Annotated in this window: 22 protein-coding genes and 1 tRNA gene; 12 read left to right on the top strand and 11 right to left on the bottom strand. The window is 63.0% G+C overall.

Annotated features, from left to right (window positions below):
- Window positions 1-31 precede the first annotated feature (31 nt).
- Complete coding sequence (coaD, locus tag HBF24_RS12860) at window positions 32-547, bottom strand: pantetheine-phosphate adenylyltransferase (protein ID WP_167173522.1); 516 nt, start codon at window positions 545-547, stop codon at window positions 32-34.
- 33 nt (window positions 548-580) lie between these two features.
- The gene (rsmD, locus tag HBF24_RS12855) at window positions 581-1,171 is read right to left on the bottom strand and encodes a 16S rRNA (guanine(966)-N(2))-methyltransferase RsmD (protein ID WP_167173520.1); all 591 of its coding nucleotides are present in this window, start codon (window positions 1,169-1,171) and stop codon (window positions 581-583) included.
- A 103-nt stretch (window positions 1,172-1,274) separates the two neighbouring features.
- Between rsmD and ftsY the strand changes: the two genes are divergently transcribed.
- Genes ftsY through HBF24_RS12835 form a run of 4 tightly spaced genes read left to right on the top strand, consistent with a single transcriptional unit; the run spans window position 1,275 to window position 4,855 of the window.
- On the top strand, window positions 1,275-2,447 hold the full coding sequence (gene ftsY, locus HBF24_RS12850) for a signal recognition particle-docking protein FtsY (RefSeq protein ID WP_167173518.1): 1,173 nt from the start codon (window positions 1,275-1,277) through the stop codon (window positions 2,445-2,447).
- A gap of 46 nt (window positions 2,448-2,493) precedes the next feature.
- Window positions 2,494-3,540 (top strand): AsmA family protein, encoded by a 1,047-nt coding sequence (locus HBF24_RS12845; RefSeq protein ID WP_167173516.1) that lies wholly within the window; start codon window positions 2,494-2,496, stop codon window positions 3,538-3,540.
- On the top strand, window positions 3,537-4,586 hold the full coding sequence (gene mutY, locus HBF24_RS12840) for an A/G-specific adenine glycosylase (protein ID WP_167173514.1): 1,050 nt from the start codon (window positions 3,537-3,539) through the stop codon (window positions 4,584-4,586). The genes HBF24_RS12845 and mutY overlap by 4 nt, the downstream gene beginning before the upstream one ends.
- Entirely contained in the window at window positions 4,583-4,855 is a 273-nt protein-coding gene (locus tag HBF24_RS12835; RefSeq protein ID WP_167173512.1) for an oxidative damage protection protein, read from the top strand. The genes mutY and HBF24_RS12835 overlap by 4 nt, the downstream gene beginning before the upstream one ends.
- A gap of 181 nt (window positions 4,856-5,036) precedes the next feature.
- On the opposite strand, the gene HBF24_RS12830 is transcribed toward HBF24_RS12835, so the two are convergent.
- Window positions 5,037-5,192: a hypothetical protein gene (locus tag HBF24_RS12830; protein WP_167173510.1), complete on the bottom strand. Its 156-nt coding sequence runs from the start codon at window positions 5,190-5,192 to the stop codon at window positions 5,037-5,039.
- A 434-nt stretch (window positions 5,193-5,626) separates the two neighbouring features.
- On the opposite strand from HBF24_RS12830, the gene HBF24_RS12825 reads away from it, so the two are divergent.
- Window positions 5,627-6,973, top strand: coding sequence for a tyrosine-type recombinase/integrase (locus HBF24_RS12825; RefSeq protein WP_167173508.1), 1,347 nt, complete (start codon window positions 5,627-5,629; stop codon window positions 6,971-6,973).
- Window positions 6,974-7,283: 310 nt separating this feature from the next.
- Window positions 7,284-7,421, top strand: a complete 138-nt coding sequence (locus HBF24_RS12820; protein WP_167173506.1) for a hypothetical protein — start codon at window positions 7,284-7,286, stop codon at window positions 7,419-7,421.
- Between the two features lie 74 nt (window positions 7,422-7,495).
- Here the strand turns inward: HBF24_RS12820 and HBF24_RS12815 are convergent, their stop codons facing one another.
- Both HBF24_RS12815 and HBF24_RS17490 read right to left on the bottom strand, forming a co-directional pair.
- Window positions 7,496-8,032, bottom strand: a complete 537-nt coding sequence (locus HBF24_RS12815; RefSeq protein WP_167173504.1) for a hypothetical protein — start codon at window positions 8,030-8,032, stop codon at window positions 7,496-7,498.
- Between the two features lie 171 nt (window positions 8,033-8,203).
- On the bottom strand, window positions 8,204-9,277 hold the full coding sequence (locus tag HBF24_RS17490; protein ID WP_167173502.1) for a TIR domain-containing protein: 1,074 nt from the start codon (window positions 9,275-9,277) through the stop codon (window positions 8,204-8,206).
- A 689-nt stretch (window positions 9,278-9,966) separates the two neighbouring features.
- Here HBF24_RS17490 and HBF24_RS12805 point away from each other — a divergent pair.
- The 4 genes from HBF24_RS12805 (at window position 9,967) to HBF24_RS17485 (ending at window position 12,051) form a co-directional block, all read left to right on the top strand.
- A complete protein-coding gene (locus HBF24_RS12805) occupies window positions 9,967-10,188 on the top strand; it encodes a hypothetical protein (protein ID WP_167173500.1) in 222 nt (73 codons plus the stop codon).
- Between the two features lie 518 nt (window positions 10,189-10,706).
- Window positions 10,707-11,030, top strand: a complete 324-nt coding sequence (locus tag HBF24_RS17355) for a hypothetical protein (RefSeq protein ID WP_240922549.1) — start codon at window positions 10,707-10,709, stop codon at window positions 11,028-11,030.
- Window positions 11,031-11,302: 272 nt separating this feature from the next.
- Window positions 11,303-11,728 (top strand): hypothetical protein, encoded by a 426-nt coding sequence (locus HBF24_RS12795; protein WP_167173496.1) that lies wholly within the window; start codon window positions 11,303-11,305, stop codon window positions 11,726-11,728.
- Window positions 11,729-11,820: 92 nt separating this feature from the next.
- Entirely contained in the window at window positions 11,821-12,051 is a 231-nt protein-coding gene (locus HBF24_RS17485; protein WP_167173494.1) for an AlpA family phage regulatory protein, read from the top strand.
- Window positions 12,052-12,139: 88 nt separating this feature from the next.
- Here HBF24_RS17485 and HBF24_RS12785 read toward each other — a convergent pair.
- The 4 genes from HBF24_RS12785 to HBF24_RS12770 all read right to left on the bottom strand — a co-directional run bounded on the left by HBF24_RS12785 (window position 12,140) and on the right by HBF24_RS12770 (window position 16,199).
- Window positions 12,140-12,215: transfer RNA gene (locus HBF24_RS12785), tRNA-Phe, on the bottom strand.
- Between the two features lie 184 nt (window positions 12,216-12,399).
- On the bottom strand, window positions 12,400-13,842 hold the full coding sequence (locus tag HBF24_RS12780; RefSeq protein ID WP_167173492.1) for an MFS transporter: 1,443 nt from the start codon (window positions 13,840-13,842) through the stop codon (window positions 12,400-12,402).
- A 157-nt stretch (window positions 13,843-13,999) separates the two neighbouring features.
- On the bottom strand, window positions 14,000-15,817 hold the full coding sequence (gene recQ, locus HBF24_RS12775) for a DNA helicase RecQ (protein WP_167173490.1): 1,818 nt from the start codon (window positions 15,815-15,817) through the stop codon (window positions 14,000-14,002).
- A gap of 40 nt (window positions 15,818-15,857) precedes the next feature.
- Entirely contained in the window at window positions 15,858-16,199 is a 342-nt protein-coding gene (locus HBF24_RS12770; protein WP_167173488.1) for an MGMT family protein, read from the bottom strand.
- Between the two features lie 63 nt (window positions 16,200-16,262).
- Here HBF24_RS12770 and HBF24_RS12765 point away from each other — a divergent pair, with 63 nt between their 5' ends.
- The gene (locus HBF24_RS12765; RefSeq protein WP_167173486.1) at window positions 16,263-16,673 is read left to right on the top strand and encodes a YbjN domain-containing protein; all 411 of its coding nucleotides are present in this window, start codon (window positions 16,263-16,265) and stop codon (window positions 16,671-16,673) included.
- Between the two features lie 98 nt (window positions 16,674-16,771).
- Window positions 16,772-17,467 carry an SDR family oxidoreductase gene (locus HBF24_RS12760; protein WP_167173484.1) on the top strand — a complete coding sequence of 232 codons (696 nt, stop codon included), beginning with the start codon at window positions 16,772-16,774 and terminating at the stop codon, window positions 17,465-17,467.
- Window positions 17,468-17,543: 76 nt separating this feature from the next.
- Here the strand turns inward: HBF24_RS12760 and HBF24_RS12755 are convergent, their stop codons facing one another.
- Window positions 17,544-18,659, bottom strand: coding sequence for an inorganic phosphate transporter (locus HBF24_RS12755; protein WP_167173712.1), 1,116 nt, complete (start codon window positions 18,657-18,659; stop codon window positions 17,544-17,546).
- A gap of 22 nt (window positions 18,660-18,681) precedes the next feature.
- Entirely contained in the window at window positions 18,682-19,311 is a 630-nt protein-coding gene (locus HBF24_RS12750; RefSeq protein ID WP_167173483.1) for a pit accessory protein, read from the bottom strand.
- Between the last annotated feature and the right edge of the window lie 95 nt (window positions 19,312-19,406).

The raw sequence follows: 19,406 nt of genomic DNA, 5'->3' as shown, positions 1-19,406 counted from the left end.
AGAAGATAAGGATAGGCCGAAGGCCGTGTTGTCAGCTACCACCGCGATGACGGTATCGCTGGCGCAAGGCCTCCTGCACTTTGGGATGCACGAAGCCGGCGACGTCGCCACCAAGACGGGCAATTTCCCGTACCAGCGACGAGGAAATGAAGCTGTACTGCTCGGCCGGGGTCAGAAACAGCGTCTCGGCCTGGCGAATGAGGTGCCGGTTCATGCTGGCCAGCTGGAATTCGTACTCAAAGTCCGAGACCGCGCGCAGACCGCGCAAGATCACGCCGGCGCCAAGATCGGCCACGAACGAGGCCAGCAGCGTGTCGAAGCCGCGCACCTCGACATTGGGCAGATCACCCAGTGCGATACGTGCCAGTTCGATGCGTTCGTCCAGATCGAAGCTGGGACCCTTGCCGGTGCTTTTGGCCACTGCCACCACCACCCGATCAAACAGCGGCGCAGCACGCGCCACCAGATCGGCATGGCCGTTGGTGATGGGATCGAACGTGCCGGGGTAAACGGCTACGCGCGGATTCGACTGAGCGGCGTCGGTCATGGACAGGGCTGACTAAGGCACATTGAAACGGACCTAGCTTAACGGATCACTTGGGCTGCGGCGATAGAGCGCATATCGCACCTGCCCGGCCTCGCCCTGGCGCGCCAGCTGCCAATTGTCCGGCAGCATCGGCACCTCATCGCGCGGGCTCTCCACATAGATCCACGCATGTTCGCTCAACCAGCCGCCCGCCTCCAACTTGGCCGCCACCGGCGTCCAAAGGTCCAGCGCGAATGGCGGATCGAGAAACACTCCGCCAAATGGCTCGGCCGGCGGCGTCGCCAGCAGCGCGCCGGCGTCCACGCAGTGCACACGCGCGTTGGCCTGCTTGAGTCGATCCAGGTTGTCCTTGATGGCACGGGCAGCGCGCGCAGCGCGCTCGACCAGCCAGACCTCGCCCGCGCCACGCGACAACGACTCGATTCCCAGCGCGCCGCTGCCGGCGAATAGATCGAGTACGCGGGTGCCGGCGATATCGGCTTGCAGCCAGTTGAACAGCGTTTCGCGTATGCGCGACGGCGTGGGCCGAAGCCCGGGCAGATCGGGCACGTGCAGCTTCGATCCGCGCAGCTGGCCACCGCTTACGCGAACGTGACCGGGCGCCGGGGGGATGCGCCTTGGCATGCAGGCCTCCAGACAAAGATGGAACAGCTTAAGGTTCGCTCAGCGCCCGTCAGGATTGCGGGTGCTAGCATGTGCGCCCGGATTGTCCCCATTTGCAGCCCGCATGCTCAAGTTCTGGAAAAAGAAAAACGACAAGACGCCGCCGGACGAGGCGGTCGAGAAGCCGCTGGACGACAGCGCCGAGGTTCGCCCTGAGACCGCCAAAGCTGACGATATCGAGCGCGGCGAACGCGACGCCCTGGGCGAACTGGATGCCGCGGCCAGCCCGCTGATCGAGGCGCTGGCCGAAGACCCGAGCGAGGCGGCGACCACCGCCGACGAAACATCCGCTGAAACCGAGCCGGCCCAGGCGCCGAAGCCACGCAAGCGCAGCTGGCGCGAGCGCCTTTCCGGCTCGGGCTTCGCACGCGGACTGGCCGGCGTGTTCAGCCGCCACCCCAAGCTCGACGATGACCTGCTCGATGAGCTGGAAACCGTGCTGTTGACGGCCGATGTCGGCGTCACCGCCGCGATGGAGCTGGTCGAAGACCTGCGCCGGCGCATGAATAAGCGCGAGTTTTCCGATGCCCAGGCACTGCTCGAGGCGCTGCGTGCCGACCTGGTTCACATGCTCGAAGGCGTGGTCGCGCCGCTGGACGTGACTACGCACAAGCCGTTCGTGGTGCTGACCGTCGGCGTCAACGGTGTCGGCAAGACCACCACCATCGGCAAGCTGGCCTACCGCCAGCGGGACGAAGGTCGCCGTGTCATGCTGGCCGCCGGTGATACCTTCCGCGCCGCAGCCGTCGAACAGCTCAAGACCTGGGGCGAACGCAACGGCGTGCCGGTAATCTCCCAGGGCCAGGGCGCCGATTCGGCCAGCGTCATCTTCGATGCGGTACAGGGCGCCAAGGCACGCGGCGCCGACGTACTGATTGCCGATACCGCCGGTCGCCTGCACACGCAGGGCGGACTGATGGATGAGCTGGGCAAGATCGCCCGCGTGCTGCGCAAGATCGACGAAACCGCGCCGCACGAAGTGCTGATGGTGATCGATGGCACCACCGGCCAGAATGCCGTGAACCAAGTGCGCCAGTTTGGTCAGGCCGTGCCGATCACCGGCCTTGTGGTCACCAAGCTGGACGGCACCGCCAAGGGCGGCGTGGTATTTGCCCTGGCGCGCGAATTTGGTCTGCCGATCCGCTACGTCGGCCTGGGCGAACAAATCACCGACCTGCGTGCGTTCGACGCGCAGGCGTTCGTCGACGGACTGCTGCCCGCGCAGCTGGGCGAGTGAAGCGCGTGGTGCCGCGATGGACCACGCCGCACCGGAGCCTCCTGCGATGAGCCGGCGCATGCGCATCGGTCTGATCGTCGCTGGAGTTATTGCCGCCTTGCTGCTGGCGGCGGTGATCGCCCTGCACCTGCTGCTGCAACCGCAGCGTTTTACCAACATGCTGCGCGATGCCGCGGCCAACGCCGGCCTGGAGCTGGAGCTGACCCAGCCAGCGCAGCCGTCGCTGTTTCCGCGCCCGGGACTTGAATTGCATGGGCTGCAGCTGACACCGCGCGGCTCGTCCACGCCGCTGCTGATCGCCATGCGCGGGCGCCTTGTACTGCCCTGGCGCACCCTGCTGGGTGGCGCGCCGGCGATCTCACGCCTGACCCTGGACGCGCCACGTCTGGACCTTGGCGCACTGCAGACCACGTTGGCACAACTTCCCGCGTCTGGTCACGGCGCGCCCACGCTGCCGCGCATCGATGCCGGCGTCCAGATCCACAACGGCGCATTGGTCAGCCACAACCGGGTGATAGCCGACGATATCGAACTGAGTACGGGCAGGCTGGCACCGGGCCAGCCTTTCCAGCTCAAGTATCAAGCCAAGACCGCCAGCGGCGAGCCGTATCACTTCACCCTGACCGCCACGCCGGTCAGCGACGCCAAGGCCGTGGTTCTCAAGCCAATCCAGCTGCACGCCGGATTTGCCAAAACGGGCAGCGCCGAGCTGGAAGGCCAGGCGCGCTGGCTGGGCGGCGCCAACCTGAGCCTGTCACTCCAAGGCCACGTGAACACCACGCAGGACAAGCGCTACACCACCGCCTTGTCGATCACGCCGGCCCAGCCGACGCGGCCACTTGAGGTGAGCACCAAAGTGGACGGCGCCGGTACCCATATCGACCTTGCCCTGCCACCGGCCGCACTGGCGCAGTGGTGGCAGCGCGCCACTGGCGATCTGGATGGCGCACCGGCACCGCTGGGCGCGCCCCCGCTGCGCGGCCACATGAAGATGGATTCGCTCAACGCCGCTGGCGTGCAGGTGAAAGGCCTTACCCTGGATGCCGGACCCGATGTCCCTGCCAGCGCCGCCACCACAGCTCCCAGCCCATGAATGATTTTGCTTCCCGACTGCTCGCCTGGTTCGACCACGCGGGCCGCCACGACCTGCCCTGGCAGCACCCGCGTGACGCCTACCGCGTGTGGGTCTCGGAAATCATGCTGCAGCAGACCCAGGTCAGCACCGTCATCGACTACTTTCAGCGCTTCATGCAGGCGTTGCCGACGCTGCCCGACCTGGCGGCCGCCGATGAGGACACTGTGCTGGCGCTGTGGTCAGGCCTTGGCTACTACCGGCGCGCGCGCTTCCTGCATGCCGCCGCGCAACGCTGTGTGGCCGAATTTGGCGGCCAGTTGCCACGGGACATCGAGCAACTGTCGTCCCTGCCCGGCATCGGCCGCTCCACCGCCGGCGCCATCCTGGCCCAGGCGCATGGCCTCAAGCACCCGATTCTGGATGGCAACGTCAAGCGTGTGCTCACCCGCTTCCACGGTGTGCGCGGCCACCCGGGCAAAAGCGCAGTGGAAAAGCAGCTTTGGGCCTATGCCGACCAACACACGCCCGACACCCGCCTGGCCGACTACACCCAGGCCATCATGGACCTGGGTGCCACGCTGTGCACGCGCAGCCAGCCGCGCTGCGGTGACTGCCCGCTGCACAACGATTGCGTTGCCTTCCGGGACGGGTTGACTGCGCAGCTGCCCGAATCCAAGCCGGCCAAGGCCATTCCCACGCGTACCACACACATGCTGATTCTTCGCGATGGCGATGGTCGCATTCTGCTGCAAAAGCGCGATGAACGCGGTGTCTGGGCTGGTCTTTGGAGCCTGCCAGAAGCGGCCGACGAACACGCGCTGTTGGCACGCTCACAGGGTCTGGCCCATGGTGGAAAGCGCCATGCATTGGCATCGTTCACGCACGTTTTCAGCCATTACCGGCTGGCGGTGACGCCGTGGCTGCTCGACATGGTCACGCCGCAATCGATCATCGCCGATAATGGTCACTGGCGCTGGACCACACGCGACGACCTTGCCGCGCTTGGCCTGCCTGCGCCAGTCCGCCAATTGCTCAATTCGATCTGGGAGACGTCCACGTCATGACCCGTACCGTGCACTGCGCCAAACTCGACCGCGAGGCCGAAGGCCTGGAATTTGCGCCCTGGCCGGGCGAGCTGGGCCAGCGCATCTACGCGTCCATTTCCAAGGAAGCCTGGCAGCAATGGCTGGCCCACCAGACCATGCTGATCAACGAAAACCGCCTCAATCCGCTCGATCCCAAGACGCGCAGCTTCCTGTCAGAAGAAATGGAAAAATTCCTCTTCGCCGGCGATGCCGCTCCTCCGCCGGGCTACACCCCGCCCGAAGACTGAGCGCCGCGCCGAACGGTGGCGATAAAAAGCCCCGCGCCGAGCCATCGACGCGGGGTTTTGGGTTTTCGGCGCGCTGAACCCTGGGGCCAAGCGGATGATCGACGCCGGGTAAGCGCCCCATCAGCAGCCGCTTGAATGAACCGCCATGGCGGCTCCATTCAAGCAAGCTACGGCCGACGCATCAGGGCTTGTCGCCACGCTCGTGCTCATCGCCCGGCTTGCGCGCCGGATCGTTCTGATGCTCGTGCGGATGGCCTTCCTGCGGCCCCTTCGGATGCGGGCGATTGGGCTGTGGCTCATCCTGCGGATAGCCGGACTTGGCCTTGTCATCACTCATGGCAGCACCTCTTCTCAGTGATCTTCGACAACCGAGTGTGCAGCCCGACAGACAACGCCGGATGAAGGTCGGCGCATCGCCACGCGCAGCCATTCAGTGTGCCCGTGGCGCGCCCGCCGAGCAAGCCGTATTCCGCGCAAAGAAAAAGGGCCTGCACTGCTGCAAGCCCTTGAAATCTTTGGTGGCCGGAGACGGAATCGAACCGCCGACACGGGGATTTTCAATCCCTATAAATACGGTTTCATGCGGTTTCTCATGGTTCCGTGATATTTTGTAAGTACATGATTATTATTTGATTGATGTCTCATCTAGTCCCATAGAGTCTCGTCAAACCCCGATACAAACGGCAACCGAACGGCAACCAGAGTCTTCCATTCAGCCGTTGGTTGCCGTTAGGCTATTGGCAACCGAAGGGGATTCAGGACGACCGCAATATGCCCAACCTCACCCACCGAGGACTGAAGGCACTCAAGGCCGGCAAGTACGAGAGCGACGGAGGCGCACGGGGCGCAGGCACGCTGCAAGCGCGCCGCGCTGCTGGCGGGGCGGTGTGGTTCTACTACAGGTATACCCGTAGCAATGGAGAGCGAGACACGCTTCCCATTGGAGGCTGGAAAGACACAGGCGGAACACTCTCGCTAGACGACGCACGTAAGCGAGTACAAGAGCTGGCGAAGCAGCGGCACACCAGCGACCGCGACCTCCGCGAAGTATTGGAAGCAGAGGAGCGCGAGGCAGCGAGGCGGCGGGAAGAGGAACGCAAGGCAGCCGAAGCCGCCGAAGCACGCAAGAACGCCAGCCTTGCAGCCCTTCTCAATGCTTACGTGGAGCACATGCGACGCGAAGGAAAGAGCAGCGCTGACCACGTACAGAGATCGCTTAAACGACACGTTCTGAATGCGTGGCCCGTCCTCGCCGCAAAGCCCGCCGAAGACATTACAGCCGACGACCTTACCGAGGTTGTGGCGAAGGTCCATAACGAAGGGAAGCGCACCGAGGCCCGCAAGCTGCGCGCCTATCTTCAGGCTGCCTATAAAGCAGCGAGGAGCGCCCGCCACGACGCCGCCGCGTCCCCCGCACTACGGCAGCTATGCATCACAACGAACCCCGCAAGGGACACCGCCGCAATCTCCGGGGGAAGCAACGCGCGCCATCGAGCACTGAGCGTTGCGGAGCTGCGTGCTTACTGGAAGCGGATATGTGAGCTACCCGAACCGACAGGCGGCTTACTTCGCTTCCACCTCCTCACGGGCGGGCAGCGTATCGAGCAGCTAGGCCGAGCCACGGTCAACGACATTGACCAGGACATCCGGGCACTACGTCTACTGGACGGCAAAGGACGCCGGCAGAAGCCCCGCGTACACATGGTGCCGCTCACTCAGGCGGCCAGTGAGGCACTGCAAGCCATGCGAGGAGAGGCCGCAGGCCCGTATGTCTTCACCATCACGGCCGGAGTGTCGGGCGCCTCAGCGACCGTCATGCACCACCGCATCAAAGATGTTTCCACGGCCATGGAGGAGGCGGGCGAACTGGAGCAAGGGCCATTCACTCCGGGCGACATCCGCCGCACCGTCGAGACACGCCTAGCGGCCGAAGGTGTGAGTCTTGAGGCCCGAGCACAGCTTCAATCCCACGGCCTCGGGGGTGTCCAACACCGCCACTATGACCGACACGATTACTTAGACGAGAAACGCACAGCGCTAGAGACGCTGTATAGGCTGCTGACAGCCGACAGCGCCACTGTGACACCTATCCGGGGCAGGAAAGCAGAGCGCGCGTGAGCGCCCTTCTGTGCGGCCTGACCTGTTTTTTATTCACCCACCGAGCACAAGGAGAACACTAAGTGTTCCAAGCAGTACACGAGAGCCCCGCCGAATTCATCGACAGCGCACACGCAGCCGTCCACGACCTATTAGACGACGCAGTGAGCAGCGGGCAGGGCCTGACAGCGGCGCGCGCATGGGCGGTACAAACACTGCTCAAGGCAGCAGAAGAGGCGGAAACAGTGAGCGAGGCGACGCCTGCCGCCCCTGCACTGGCAGCCTAAGAGACACCCACGGAAGACACCGCAAGATTCATTAGGAGAAGCCCATGAACAACATGTTTTCTTTTGCCGCCGTGTTCCTGCTGGTCGGCGCCGGCTGGTATCTGCTGGAGACCATGAGGAGCCGCGCGAAAGCTAGCAGGAAAGAGCGCGCGCAGGAGAGCAACAGCGGTAGCAAGAACTAAACGAGTCGCCGCAAGCAACACGAAACCCTCGTCAGTGACCGGCGGGGGCTTTCGTGTCTAGGGATGAACCAATGCTACGTAGCCTGCCAATAAGTGAGACGCCCAAGCGCGTCGCGTCGGGTATGAACCGAGCTGATGACTTCGCGAGAGAAACGCTGAAATACGGATACAACTGCCTCAGTAGGCAGCAGCCAAAGCTCACTGTTCCGCTTGCGGTCGGTTGTGAAGATGTGGCCATGCAACCCCCCTTGAGAAGATTGAACTGGCATGATCCACCACACATGAATGATTTTATCAGCGAGTTGGTGAACATCGACCACGGACTCGACCCACTCGGCGGAATCAATGTCGTTTAACAAGTCATCACGCATGAAGTCAGAGACCTCTCGCGTTCGACGGAGTGAACTACGCTGGATCGTCACACTGCTTCTCACGCAGGCATCCGTGACTTTCTTGCATTCGATCAGCTTACGCACGAATAGGAATCCAACGAAGAGCATCCGCTCAGCCTTGAACAAACTATCGTCGCGCCACAGCTGTTTGCGCCGCCTCGCTTCAAAATCCCGAGCGTACTGGGATAGTTCGTTGCGATATGAAGAGGATTCTTGCATAACCAGCTCAGAGCGAATTCTGTTGCGCCTATCAATGGCCACAGCAGGGATAGAGTGCGCCGTTTAACCCAAGCTCCTGGCCATCTTTGGCACACCCAAAAAACGCCGCGACTCGTCTTCTATACGTGAGATTCCATGCCCCCGAAATTAGCGAGCGACAAGATCCGGCATTTACGGTGACCGGAAACCCTTGACCGCTTTGGCTAGTTTGGTTCCAACCGCGAACGATAACTCGCCCCCTTCGAACTCACACCGATACAACCCTTGAAGATTTGAAGGCACCTTTAGCCGCTTATCCCAAAGTAGAACAACCCGTTGATCGTAAAGCACGAACGCAGCACCGATCTCTATCAACACATTGTTATTGATAGTTCCCGCCTCAGCGGCAGCATCGTCATCCGCAGAGACGATCATCACCCCTGACCCACACCTGCGCATGGCGCTCAATACCTTCTGAGGAACGGGAATCGCAGGGCTTTCCTCCTCAACGGCAATCTCGTAATCGATTTCATAAAGCCCCAAGACATCCTTGACCTGATCTACGATCTTCTTGTTCCTGCCGTGCGTGATGAAGACCTTCTTCCTGGCCAACTCAGTGCGCGAGGGAACCGGATGACCTACCGACGCTGAAGCCTCCTGTCTGACGCTCGCGGGAGGATCATCAACGCTAGAAGCACCTTCATGGGTGTCAGTCAGACTATCCGCAGATTCCTTCTCCGCAGTCTCCCCTGTCACTGGAACAGGCTGTAGGTCATCTATCGAAACGAAAGGGCCGGTGGTTGTCTGGTGCACGAAACCCACATATGCCCCATCCTCCTTCAAGATCGCCAGAGCGTCGTCTAAGCGATCCACGGGGACCGACATATCCTGCTGCAAGACGTTTCTAGCAATCCGGTCAGCCGGAAACTTACTGCGGTTGTATTTGGTGAAGAACTGATGGGCCACACCGGGCTTCAAGGCTGCCTCTGCGCGAGCCTGCACATCATCTCCTTCAACCGTCGGCGCCGTGCAACGTCGCCCCAAGTCGGTGAGCGATATCTTCGCTGAGTTACCTCCTCCCTTCGTAAGTCCGTAGGCAATGGCGGCGCCTGTCAGCGAATGCCAACCCGATGAAGTGGGAGAAACGTTCAAAGCGATAGCAACCTGATGGGGAGGCGTCGCGTCACCGGCGAAGTTATCGGTAATGGCCTGAGCCACTGTGAGAGCCTCACGCAAGGCATGCTTAGGTAAATTTCCTTGGCTCACGTACGCCCGCTTCCCCGACAATGGCGCAGATGCCTTCTTTGGTGCTGCGGCCTTCTTACCAGGCGCCCTCTTAGATGCATTTGCCTTCTTTGATGCAACGGACTTTTTGACCACCTCCCACCTCCATATGTCTTCACCAAGCCAACTTCTCGCTATTGATAGAGAAGCATATTACAAGCACAGCACCAATGCGGCTGACCTCCACGCAAAACCTGCAACATTCCGACGCAATCAGACATACGCGCGCACAGAGCCCCCGCAGGGAGCACGAGGCAGCGCAGGCCCTTTCCACGCAACCGCCCTGAAACCGTTGGTACAGCCATATGGCTCCTCTTCCTGGGGGAAAGCCCCTCCTAACGAGGCCAGCAGTGTCCAGCCACGTCCCGCTCCGGGAATACGGGTGGCCGAAAGAGATGCGGATGGGCCTTCTACAGAACCCCTGAAACCGTCGGCACAGCCACATGGCGTCTTTCTGGGGAAAGAACGTCCTCCGAGAAGGGCCGCCAGTGTCCATACGCATCCGAGTATGGACGCCGATTGTGGTTCCTTTCGGGGGAAAGAACCCGGATAAGGCAACGCCACCCGACGCAGACTCTCAGGAACCGTTGCGGCGCAATGGCGGTTCCTTACACCAGGGGAAAAGCGCCCCGCCCCCTCACCCCCTCATCCAATCGACAGGAGACACGCCTTTGAGCAACAGCCACGACGAAACGGAGCACCTCAACGACACCGCAACGGTAGGTGCGCGGCCCCGAATCCGCACCATAGCCTTTGACGGAGAGACCTTCGACGGTCTGAAGACTGCACAGCGACGCCTAGAACAGCGACTGCGCCGCGATACCAACAACTCAGAAACGATCCGGTATCTGATCCACACACACCCGGCGGCCGATCCGGCAACCCTGTGGTGAGACCGGAAGACGCACTGAGGCATCTGCAAGATGCCGATGTGCAGCGAGTGCCCCTGTCTGACATCAACACCCACGACGTGTACCAGCCCCGAGTGCAACGCGTGGTGCCCTTTCGGGAACAGGGAAAGAGCGAGGCCCGAAGCGAACAGCACAGCGGCACGCTACGACTAGCACTGGAAGGCGCCCCCTCACTGGAGCTAGAGCCGATCCTACTAGCCGACATCAACGGCTCGCTTTACGTAGTGGACGGACATCATCGCCTCCGCGCCTATCGACTAGCGAGACGGGCCACAGTGCCTGCCCGCGTCACGGCCATGACTCAGCGGGAAGCAGTGATGGCATCAAAGCTCGCCAACTGCACAGACCGCGCATTAGAGATGCACCCACAGCAGAGGTTAGAGGCTGCGTGGCAGTACCTGGCAGACATCACAAAGGGAGGCACGCAAAGGCCACCCAAAGGCGTTTCGTGCCGAACGGTCGCGGGCCACTTCGGAATCGGCCACCAAACGGTGAGCCGGATGCTGAAGAAGCTCCCGGAGGTGAATCCGAAGGAATGGAGCGATGAGGCATGTGATCCCGGTACAGGCTTTCCGCGCTGGCGCTACGTGCGCGAGCACGGAACCGAATGGCAAAACATGAAGGAGCAGATGACAGCAGAACAGCTCACCCAGCATGAAGCCGAGAAGCTGGCCCGGAAGATTGGCGGCCTACTGGAGAAGGCAACACCCGACGCAGGACGCCTCGCCCTGAACATGCTCGCCACCGAGGAGAAGCTAGCCATAGACGATCCCGACACAAAGGCTTTCATGGCCGACATTGCCGACCCGGAAGCGATCTTCTAGCGGCCTTACTGTCCCAATGGGACACCTCTCTGTCTCATACCATGCTTCCTATTGAGACAAAACGCCCCCGCTGGACTGTCCTCATAAGGACACCCGACGCCCACCTTTGAGCGCCTCCAGCAGACGCCAGCGAGCCACGCTGAGCGCACATCTTTAGATCGCAGCGGACACAGCTACCGCTAACACGCGATCCCCAACGACCAACGCAAACCCCAACTCACTGCCTGCCACGCAGACGGTGACAGACGGCTGCGCCTAAAGGAGAACACTTCATGGAGTTTTCAAATAGCCCGGCAACCCGCTCACCTGAAATCACAGTGACCACCGACGAAGACGGTAACGAGATCGCCCAAGTTTTATGCACCTCATCAGACCACCCCGTAGTGCTCGAACTCGCTGTCCTGCGCCGACTTCAGAAGCAAGGGTGGACTGACCGCTGGGCATGCGCGTCCGACGGGCATGGAAACAGGTATGTAGTCACGTATTGCCGAGACATCGAAGGACGCACCAGCGTGACGACTGTCGCGCGCCTCGTTGTGGGTGCCGAGAAAGGCCAGCGAGTCCGCTATCGGGACGGAAACCGCCTGAACCTAAGGCGAGAAAACCTCTACGTCGAGAAAGGCCCGGCGCGGATGGCTGCCCACGCTCGCCCGCCCCGCGTCGGCGTCCTTCCGGTCAGCATGCAAGCAACCGCCTAACCAGACTCCAGCGACCGGGCGCCCCAAAGCGGGGCGTCCGCAGCACCCAAATATCACAGCGAAAATTTTTGAGAGGTCATCTAATAGTGCAGATGCAGCAGATTCCCCCCGTGCGCCCCGCCAATGCAGAGCCGCAGCGAACGAAACCCTCCCGCCTACTCCGGTTGCGTCAGGTGATGGAGCGGACAGGACTGAGCAAGACAACCATCTACCGATGGATAGCCGAGGGGAGGTTCCCTTCTCAGCATCGGATCGCCGCAAGCATCGCGGTCTGGAAGGAGACCGATGTTGACGACTGGATCAACGCGCAGTGCGCTGCGTAAGGACCGTACAAACGGCAACCGAACGGTAACCAGCTCAGAGAGCGCGCAAAGAAAAAGGGCCTGCATTGCTGCAAGCCCTTGAAATCTTTGGTGGCCGGAGACGGAATCGAACCGCCGACACGGGGATTTTCAATCCCCTGCTCTACCAACTGAGCTATCCGGCCACGGGTATTGCTTTTTGTTTTCTCTGGAACGTGCGGGACGCCCCGGAGAGCGGCGTATTAAACAGGGTCGTCATCGATCCGTCAAGCGTTGCAGGCGGTCGAATGTAAGGTCGCGGCCATCCTTGGCCACGCGGTTGCCTGTCGCGTGCCGCATCTGCGGGCCGCAGGTGATTGAAGCGACAGCTTATGTGCCCTGACTCGACAGCGGATGAGCCAGCGACTCCAGGCTGCGGCGCTCGGCATTGATGCACATCAGCCAGGCGAACACAGCGGCAATCAGCATCAGGCTGGCACCGAGCACGTAGCCGCCGGCGATGGAGCTGCGCTGGCCGGTACCAATGAGGATGCCGAACAGCCATGGACCGGCGACGCCGCCAAGGCCAGTACCCAATGCGTAGAACACGGCGATGGCCAGCGCGCGCACTTCCAGCGGGAAGCTCTCGCTCACCGTCAGATAGGCCGAGCTGGCCGCCGCCGAGGCGAAGAAGAACACCACGCTCCAGCACAAGGTCTGCGTGCGCGCATCCAGCCAGCCCTGGGTAAACATCCAGGCCGTGGCCAGCAACAGCAAGCCGGACATGGCGTAGGTGAAGGTGATCATCACCCGACGGCCCAGGGTGTCGAACAGGCGCCCCAACAGCAACGGCCCCAGCACGTTCCCTACCGCGAACGGCAGGATGTAGAGCCCTACCGAGGCGCTGGGCACGTGGAAGAACCGCTCCAGCACCATGGCGTAGGTGAAGAAGATGGAGTTGTAGAAGAACGCCTGTGCCAGCATCAGGATCAGGCCGAGCACGGCGCGTCTGGGGTACAAGCGGAACAGAGAGGTGGCCACATCCAGCAGCCGTGTGCGCCGGTCGGTGATGGTAATGCGCGGCAGGTCCGGCGGCGGTGCGCTGGCGCCGGCACGCGTCTCGATCTGCTGCATCACCACCTCGGCCTCGGCCATGCGCCCGTGCGTCATCAGCCAGCGCGGGCTTTCCGGAATGAAGCGGCGCAGCACCAGGATGATCACGCCAAGGACGGCGCCGATGCCGAAAGCCAGACGCCAGCCCAGGTCGACGGCAAACCAGTGCGGATTGAGCAGCACGATGATGCCCAGTGCGCCCAGCGCGGCGCCGACCCAGAACGTGCCGTTGATGGCCAGATCCGTGTGGCCGCGATAGCGCGCCGGAATCAGCTCCTGGATGGCCGAGTTGATGGCGGTGTATTCGCCACCGATGCCGGCGCCGGTGAAAAAGCGAAACACCGCAAACATCGCAAAGTTGGGACTGAAAGCGGTGAGCGCGGTGGCGATCAGGTACGTGGCCAAGGTCACCGTGAACAGCTTTTTGCGGCCCAGCTTGTCGGTCAGCCAGCCGAAGAACAGCGCACCGAGCACGGCGCCGGCCAGGTACACGCTGGCCGAAAGGCCCACCTGCGCTTCGCTCATGTGCAGGCTCGGGCTGGCCTGTAGCGCGCCGGCCACCGAGCCGGCCAACGTCACCTCCAGACCATCGAGAATCCAGGTGATGCCCAGTGCCACCACCACCAGTGTGTGGAAGCGGCTCCAGTTCAGGCGATCAAGACGCGCCGGAATCGTGGTGGCCGTGCCGGCAGCGGCCGCGGACGCATGTCCATCCCCCATGGCGAATACCCCGTGTTGTTATCGATATCATTTTTTCGACTGTAGCGCGCAGGGGCGAAAAATTCACTAACGGAATTTCACCTATGCCAACTTGCTACAGTGCGGCGCCTTCGCATGCCAAAAACACGCCGGGCGCACCATCGATACAACGCCAGGATCAGGCCGCGCCGGCCGCCTCGGCCTGCTGCAACACTTCCAGGAACGCCTCGCCGTAGTGCTCCAGCTTGCGCTCGCCGACGCCGCTGATCGCACCCAGCGCATCGAGCGTGGTGGGATGCTCGCGCAGCATCGCCAGCAAGGTGGCGTCGTGGAAGATGACGTAGGCCGGCACCCCCTGCTCCTTGGCCAGGCGCGCACGCGTGCTGCGCAACGCCTCCCACAGCGGTGACTCGGCACGATCGATATCCAGCGCCGCGCGATTGCCCGAGCCGGCGCGGCGGCGACTTTGCGCACGGGTGGCCTCACGGCGCAGCTGAAGCCTTTCTTCGCCTCGCAGTACCTCGCGCGCGCAAGACGTCAGGCGCAGCGTGCCGTAGCCATCCATATCCGGCTCCAGCAGGCCACGCGCCACCAGCTGGCGGAAGATGCCGCGCCACTGGTGATCGTCCAGATCCTGGCCGATGCCGTAGGTGCTCAGGTGATTGTGGCCGAGCTCTTCCATGCGTTTGCTCTGGCTGCCGCGCAGCACGTCGACCAGGTGTCCGACGCCAAAGCGCTGGCCGGTGCGGTACACGCACGACAGGGCTTTTTGCGCCGCCTCCGTGGCGTCCCAGGTTTCCGGCGGTTCCAGGCAGTTGTCGCAGTTGCCGCAGGCCTCGGCGAGCGATTCGCCAAAATAGGCCAGCAGGCGCTGGCGCCGGCAGACGGCGGTTTCGGCAAAGCCCAACAACGCATCCAGTTTGGCGCGCTCCAGGCGCTTGCGCTCCTCGCCGGCCTCGGAGCGGGCAATGAACTGGGCCAGCGTGACCACATCGCTGAGGCCATAGGCCATCCAGGCCTGCGCCGGCAGGCCATCACGCCCGGCGCGGCCGGTTTCCTGGTAATAGCCTTCCATGCTCTTGGGCAGGTCCAGATGCGCGACAAAGCGCACGTCCGGCTTGTCGATGCCCATGCCGAAGGCGATGGTGGCGACCATGACGATGCCGTCCTCGCGCAGAAAACGCTGCTGGTTGGCAGCGCGTTCGGCAGCATCCATGCCGGCGTGATAGGCCAGCGCGGCCATGCCCTGCCCGGCCAGCCACTCGGCAGTCGACTCCACCTTTTTGCGCGACATGCAGTAGACGATGCCCGACTCGCCGCGGTGCGCGGCCAGAAAATCGCGCAGCTGGCGCTTGGGATTGTCCTTGTGCACCACGCTGTAGCGGATATTGGGCCGGTCGAAACTGGAGACGAACTGCTCAGCCTCTTCCAGCGCCAGGCGCTCGACCATCTCGCGCCGCGTCGGCGCATCGGCGGTGGCCGTAAGCGCCACGCGCGGCACCTGCGGGAAACGCTCGTGCAGCACCGTGAGCTGGCGATACTCAGGGCGAAAATCATGGCCCCACTGCGATACGCAGTGCGCCTCGTCGATGGCGAACAGGGCCAGCTCCAGCTGCCCCAGCATCGCCAGCAGGCGCCCACCCATCAGCCGCTCGGGCGCCACGTACAGCAGCTTCAGCTCGCCGGCCATCAGACGGTGCTCGACCTCGGCCTGCTCGTCCGGCGCCTGGCTGGAATTGAGGAACGCCGCCTCCACACCCAGCTGACGCAAAGCCTCGACCTGATCCTGCATCAACGCGATCAGCGGCGAGACCACCACGGCGGTGCCGCGACGCATCAGGGCGGGAATCTGGTAACAGAGCGACTTGCCGCCCCCGGTGGGCATCAGCACCAGCGCATCGCCGCCAGAGGCGATGTGCTCGATGATGGCCTGCTGCTGGCCGCGAAATTCCGGGTAGCCGAAAACGTGACGAAGAATGTCGAGCGAGGATTGCATCACGCAGATGCTAGCAAACGCCGGTCTCGCCGGGGTTGCATCAAGCCGGCGGCGGGCCCCACAACGCGCGGTCCAGGTCGGCGTCCAGCCCAAACGCACTCATCGGCACGCGGCCACGGCTGACAACCACCCCTTCGGCCCGCAGGCGCTGGCTTTGCTCGCGCCAGCCCGCACTGCCCTCGGGAAAAGCGATGCGTCCATCCGAACGCAGCACGCGATGCCACGGCAACTCCATGTCATCAGGCGTATCGCGCAGCGCCCGAGCGACCATGCGGGCACGCCCGGGAAGTCCGGCGCGCATGGCAATCTGTCCGTAACCGGCGACGCGTCCGGCGGGAATATCGGCAATGGCCTGATAGATGCGGGTGTAGGGATCGGACATGGTGTTTTGGTGTGGTTCGCCGGCACGGTACCATCATGAACCGCCCTGTCGGAGATCGACCGCATGAAGCTCAATCATTTCGAAGCCATCCGTTCGCAGGTCAACGGCCGCTACACGCTGGGCCACAACGATCCGTACCTGATCAGCTTCGACCTGGAGCTGGGCGAAGAACGCCGCCAGGGCATCTATCTGGCCGAGATGGAGGACGAAGGCGGCCGCAAGTACCTGCGCCTGTCCACGCCCATTGCGCCGCTTACCGGCATCGACCCGCGTCGTTGCCTGCGTTTTAACTGGGAGCAACGCACCGGCTTTCTGGCCGTCAGCGATCTGGACGGCTCACCCTATCTGCACCTTTGCGAGAACCGCCCGTACGACCTGCTCACCGATGACGAACTCAAGCGTCTGATCGACGAGTTGGGCACGCTGGGCGATACGCTGGAGCAGGCACTGTCCGACGGCAGCGACGCTTTCTGATCACGCCTATGGCCGATGGCTCGTAACGGGCCGAACAACGCCGCGCGTGGAAAACCATGTCGTCGGCGGGTGTCACACCTTTTTGGAGATTTGCCTCGATGACGCAGAAAACCGCCATCGTCACCGGTGCCAGCGGCGCCATTGCCGCCCCCATCATTGACGCCTTTGCCAAGGCCGGCTGGAAGCTGGCACTGGTCGCGCGCTCGCAGACGGGCGTGGAACGGCTGAAAAACAGCCGTCCGGACCAACTGGTGTTGCAGGCCGACCTGGCCGACGATGCCCAGGCCAGACGCGCCGTATCCGAAGCACGCGAAGGGCTGGGCCATATCGATGCGCTGCTCAACATCGCCGGCGGCTTCGACATGAGCGCGGCCGCCGACACCTCGCCCGAACAGCTTGATGCGCAGATGGCCATCAACTTCCACACCGCCTTCAATGCCAGCCGTGCGGTGCTGGCCACGATGCTCGAACGCGGTGAGGGTTTCATTCTGGGCATTGGCGCGGCGGCAGCCTTCGACGGTGGCGGCCAGGTCGGTGCCTACGCCGCGTCCAAGGCAGCACTTACCGTGTGGATGAAATCCATGGCCGCCGAAGTGGCGCCACGCGGCCTTTGCGTATCCATGCTGCACCCGATGGGCGCGGTGGATACGCCGTCCAACCGTGAAGCGATGCCCGATTCGGACCCGCAAAGCTGGGTCGACCCGGCCGAGATTGCCGCCACCGCGCTGCACCTGGCTACACGCGGCCGGCGCGGACAGGTGCCCGAAGCCAAGGTCTACCCGCCGGCGGCTTGATCCAAAACGCCGGTTCAGCACAACGAAAAACGCCCGCAGCGATGCGGGCGTTTTTTATGCTCCATTGGCCGTCTTGTCAGCTGCCGAAAGCCTGCACCAGCCGCACCAGGCCATAGGCGATGGCCGCCGTGATCGGCAGGGTGAGAATCCAGGCCCACACCATGCGCTCAACCACCGTCCAGCGAATGGCGTTGAAGCGCTTGGCCGCGCCCACGCCCATGATCGAAGCCGACACGTTGTGCGTGGTCGAAACCGGAATGCCGAACATCGAGGCAACGATGATGACGATGGCCGAGCTGCCCTCGGCGGCAAAACCGTTGATCGGGTGCAGGCGCACCATGTGATGGCCCAGCGTGCGGATGATGCGCCAGCCACCGCCGGCGGTGCCCGCGGCCATCACCAGCGCGCAGACCACCTTCACCCACACCGGCACCGGAAAGTGACCGGCGGCGTCTTCCGGAATCTGCAGGAAGTGCAGCCAGTGCGGCAGCTGATCCATGGAACCGGCGGCCGTGGCGCCCGCCAGTGCCAGCGCGATGATGCCCATGGTCTTCTGCGCATCGTTCATGCCGTGCGACAGACCCATGGCCGCCGCTGATGCCATCTGCGCCTTGCCGAAGAAGGCGTTGACGAACGGCGTGCGCCCATAGCGGCGCAAACCACTCTTGCGGTTGGCGAACCAGGCCAGCAACGCGTACAGCAGGCCCATCAGCACAAAGCCCAGCACAAAGCCCATCAGCGGCGAGACCACCATCGGCACCACCACCTTGGGGATGACGCCATGGCCTTCCCACCAGTGCGCGCCGCCCTGGCTCCATACCACCGAGGAAAACTTGTCGCCAGAGGCGGCCAGCGCCGCGCCCACCAGGCCACCGACCAGGCCGTGGCTGGAACTGGATGGCAGCCCCAGCCACCAGGTCACCAGATTCCACACGCAGGCGCCGAGCAAGGCGCATATCAACAGCTCGGAGCCGACATGCACCACGCCCGAGTCGATCAGCCCCGAGGCGATGGTCTGCGCCACCGCGGTGCCCCACAAGGCACCCAGCAGATTGGTCACGGCCGCCAGGATCACCGCCTGACCCGGCGAAAGTACCTTGGTCGAGACCACCGTTGCGATGGAATTGGCGGTGTCGTGAAAGCCGTTGATGTAGGTAAAGGCCAGCGCGATCAGAACCACGGCGACCAGCATGCCAAGACTCACGGCGCCGACCTCAGGAGTTCTTCAGAACGATGGAATAGACGATGTTGCCGACATCGCGGCACTTGTCGATGGCCTTTTCCAGCAGCTCGTACAGATCCTTGGCCAGCATCGCGCGCAGCGGGTCGTCGGCGTTGGCGTACAGCGTGCGATACGGCTCCAGCAGCAGGCGATCGGCCTCCGATTCCAGCGCCTGCAGGCGATCCTGCTGCTTTTTCACCGCATCGATGCGAAGGCCTCGGCGCAGCTCGGCCACCATCTGCACCACCACCTCGGCGGCGCGGGTCAAAAGCTCGGTGCGCGTGGTGAAGTCGATGCCTTCCAGCCGGTCGGTGACGATGGCGTAGCGCTCGGCGAACTTCTCAATGGTCTTGGGAATCTTGTACAGCGCCGAATTGAGCGCCTCGATATCCTCGCGATCGAGCGCCGTCACAAACGTGTTGACCAGCTCTTCGCTGATCTGTGCGGCCAGCTCTTTCTCGCGGCGGCGGGCGCTGGAGAAGGCGGCAATATCGGCCGACTCGGCACGCGACTGGGCCAGCTTGTGCACGGCCTGGGCGCTGTCGCGCGCGGCCTGCGAGCTGGCTTCGAGCAAGCCGTAGAACTTGTCGCCCTTGCCGAACATGGTCTGAAGTGAAAACACGGTGCGGCCTCTCCTAAGCTGTCTGGTCGGCGCTTGTCACAAAACGGCCATGAATGACCGCACAAAGTGGCAATTATGTTACAGACACCGCGCCA

This window comes from Oleiagrimonas sp. C23AA (assembly GCF_011759385.1).
Lineage (GTDB): Bacteria > Pseudomonadota > Gammaproteobacteria > Xanthomonadales > Rhodanobacteraceae > Oleiagrimonas.
This window is presented reverse-complemented; position numbering and strand designations above follow the sequence as displayed.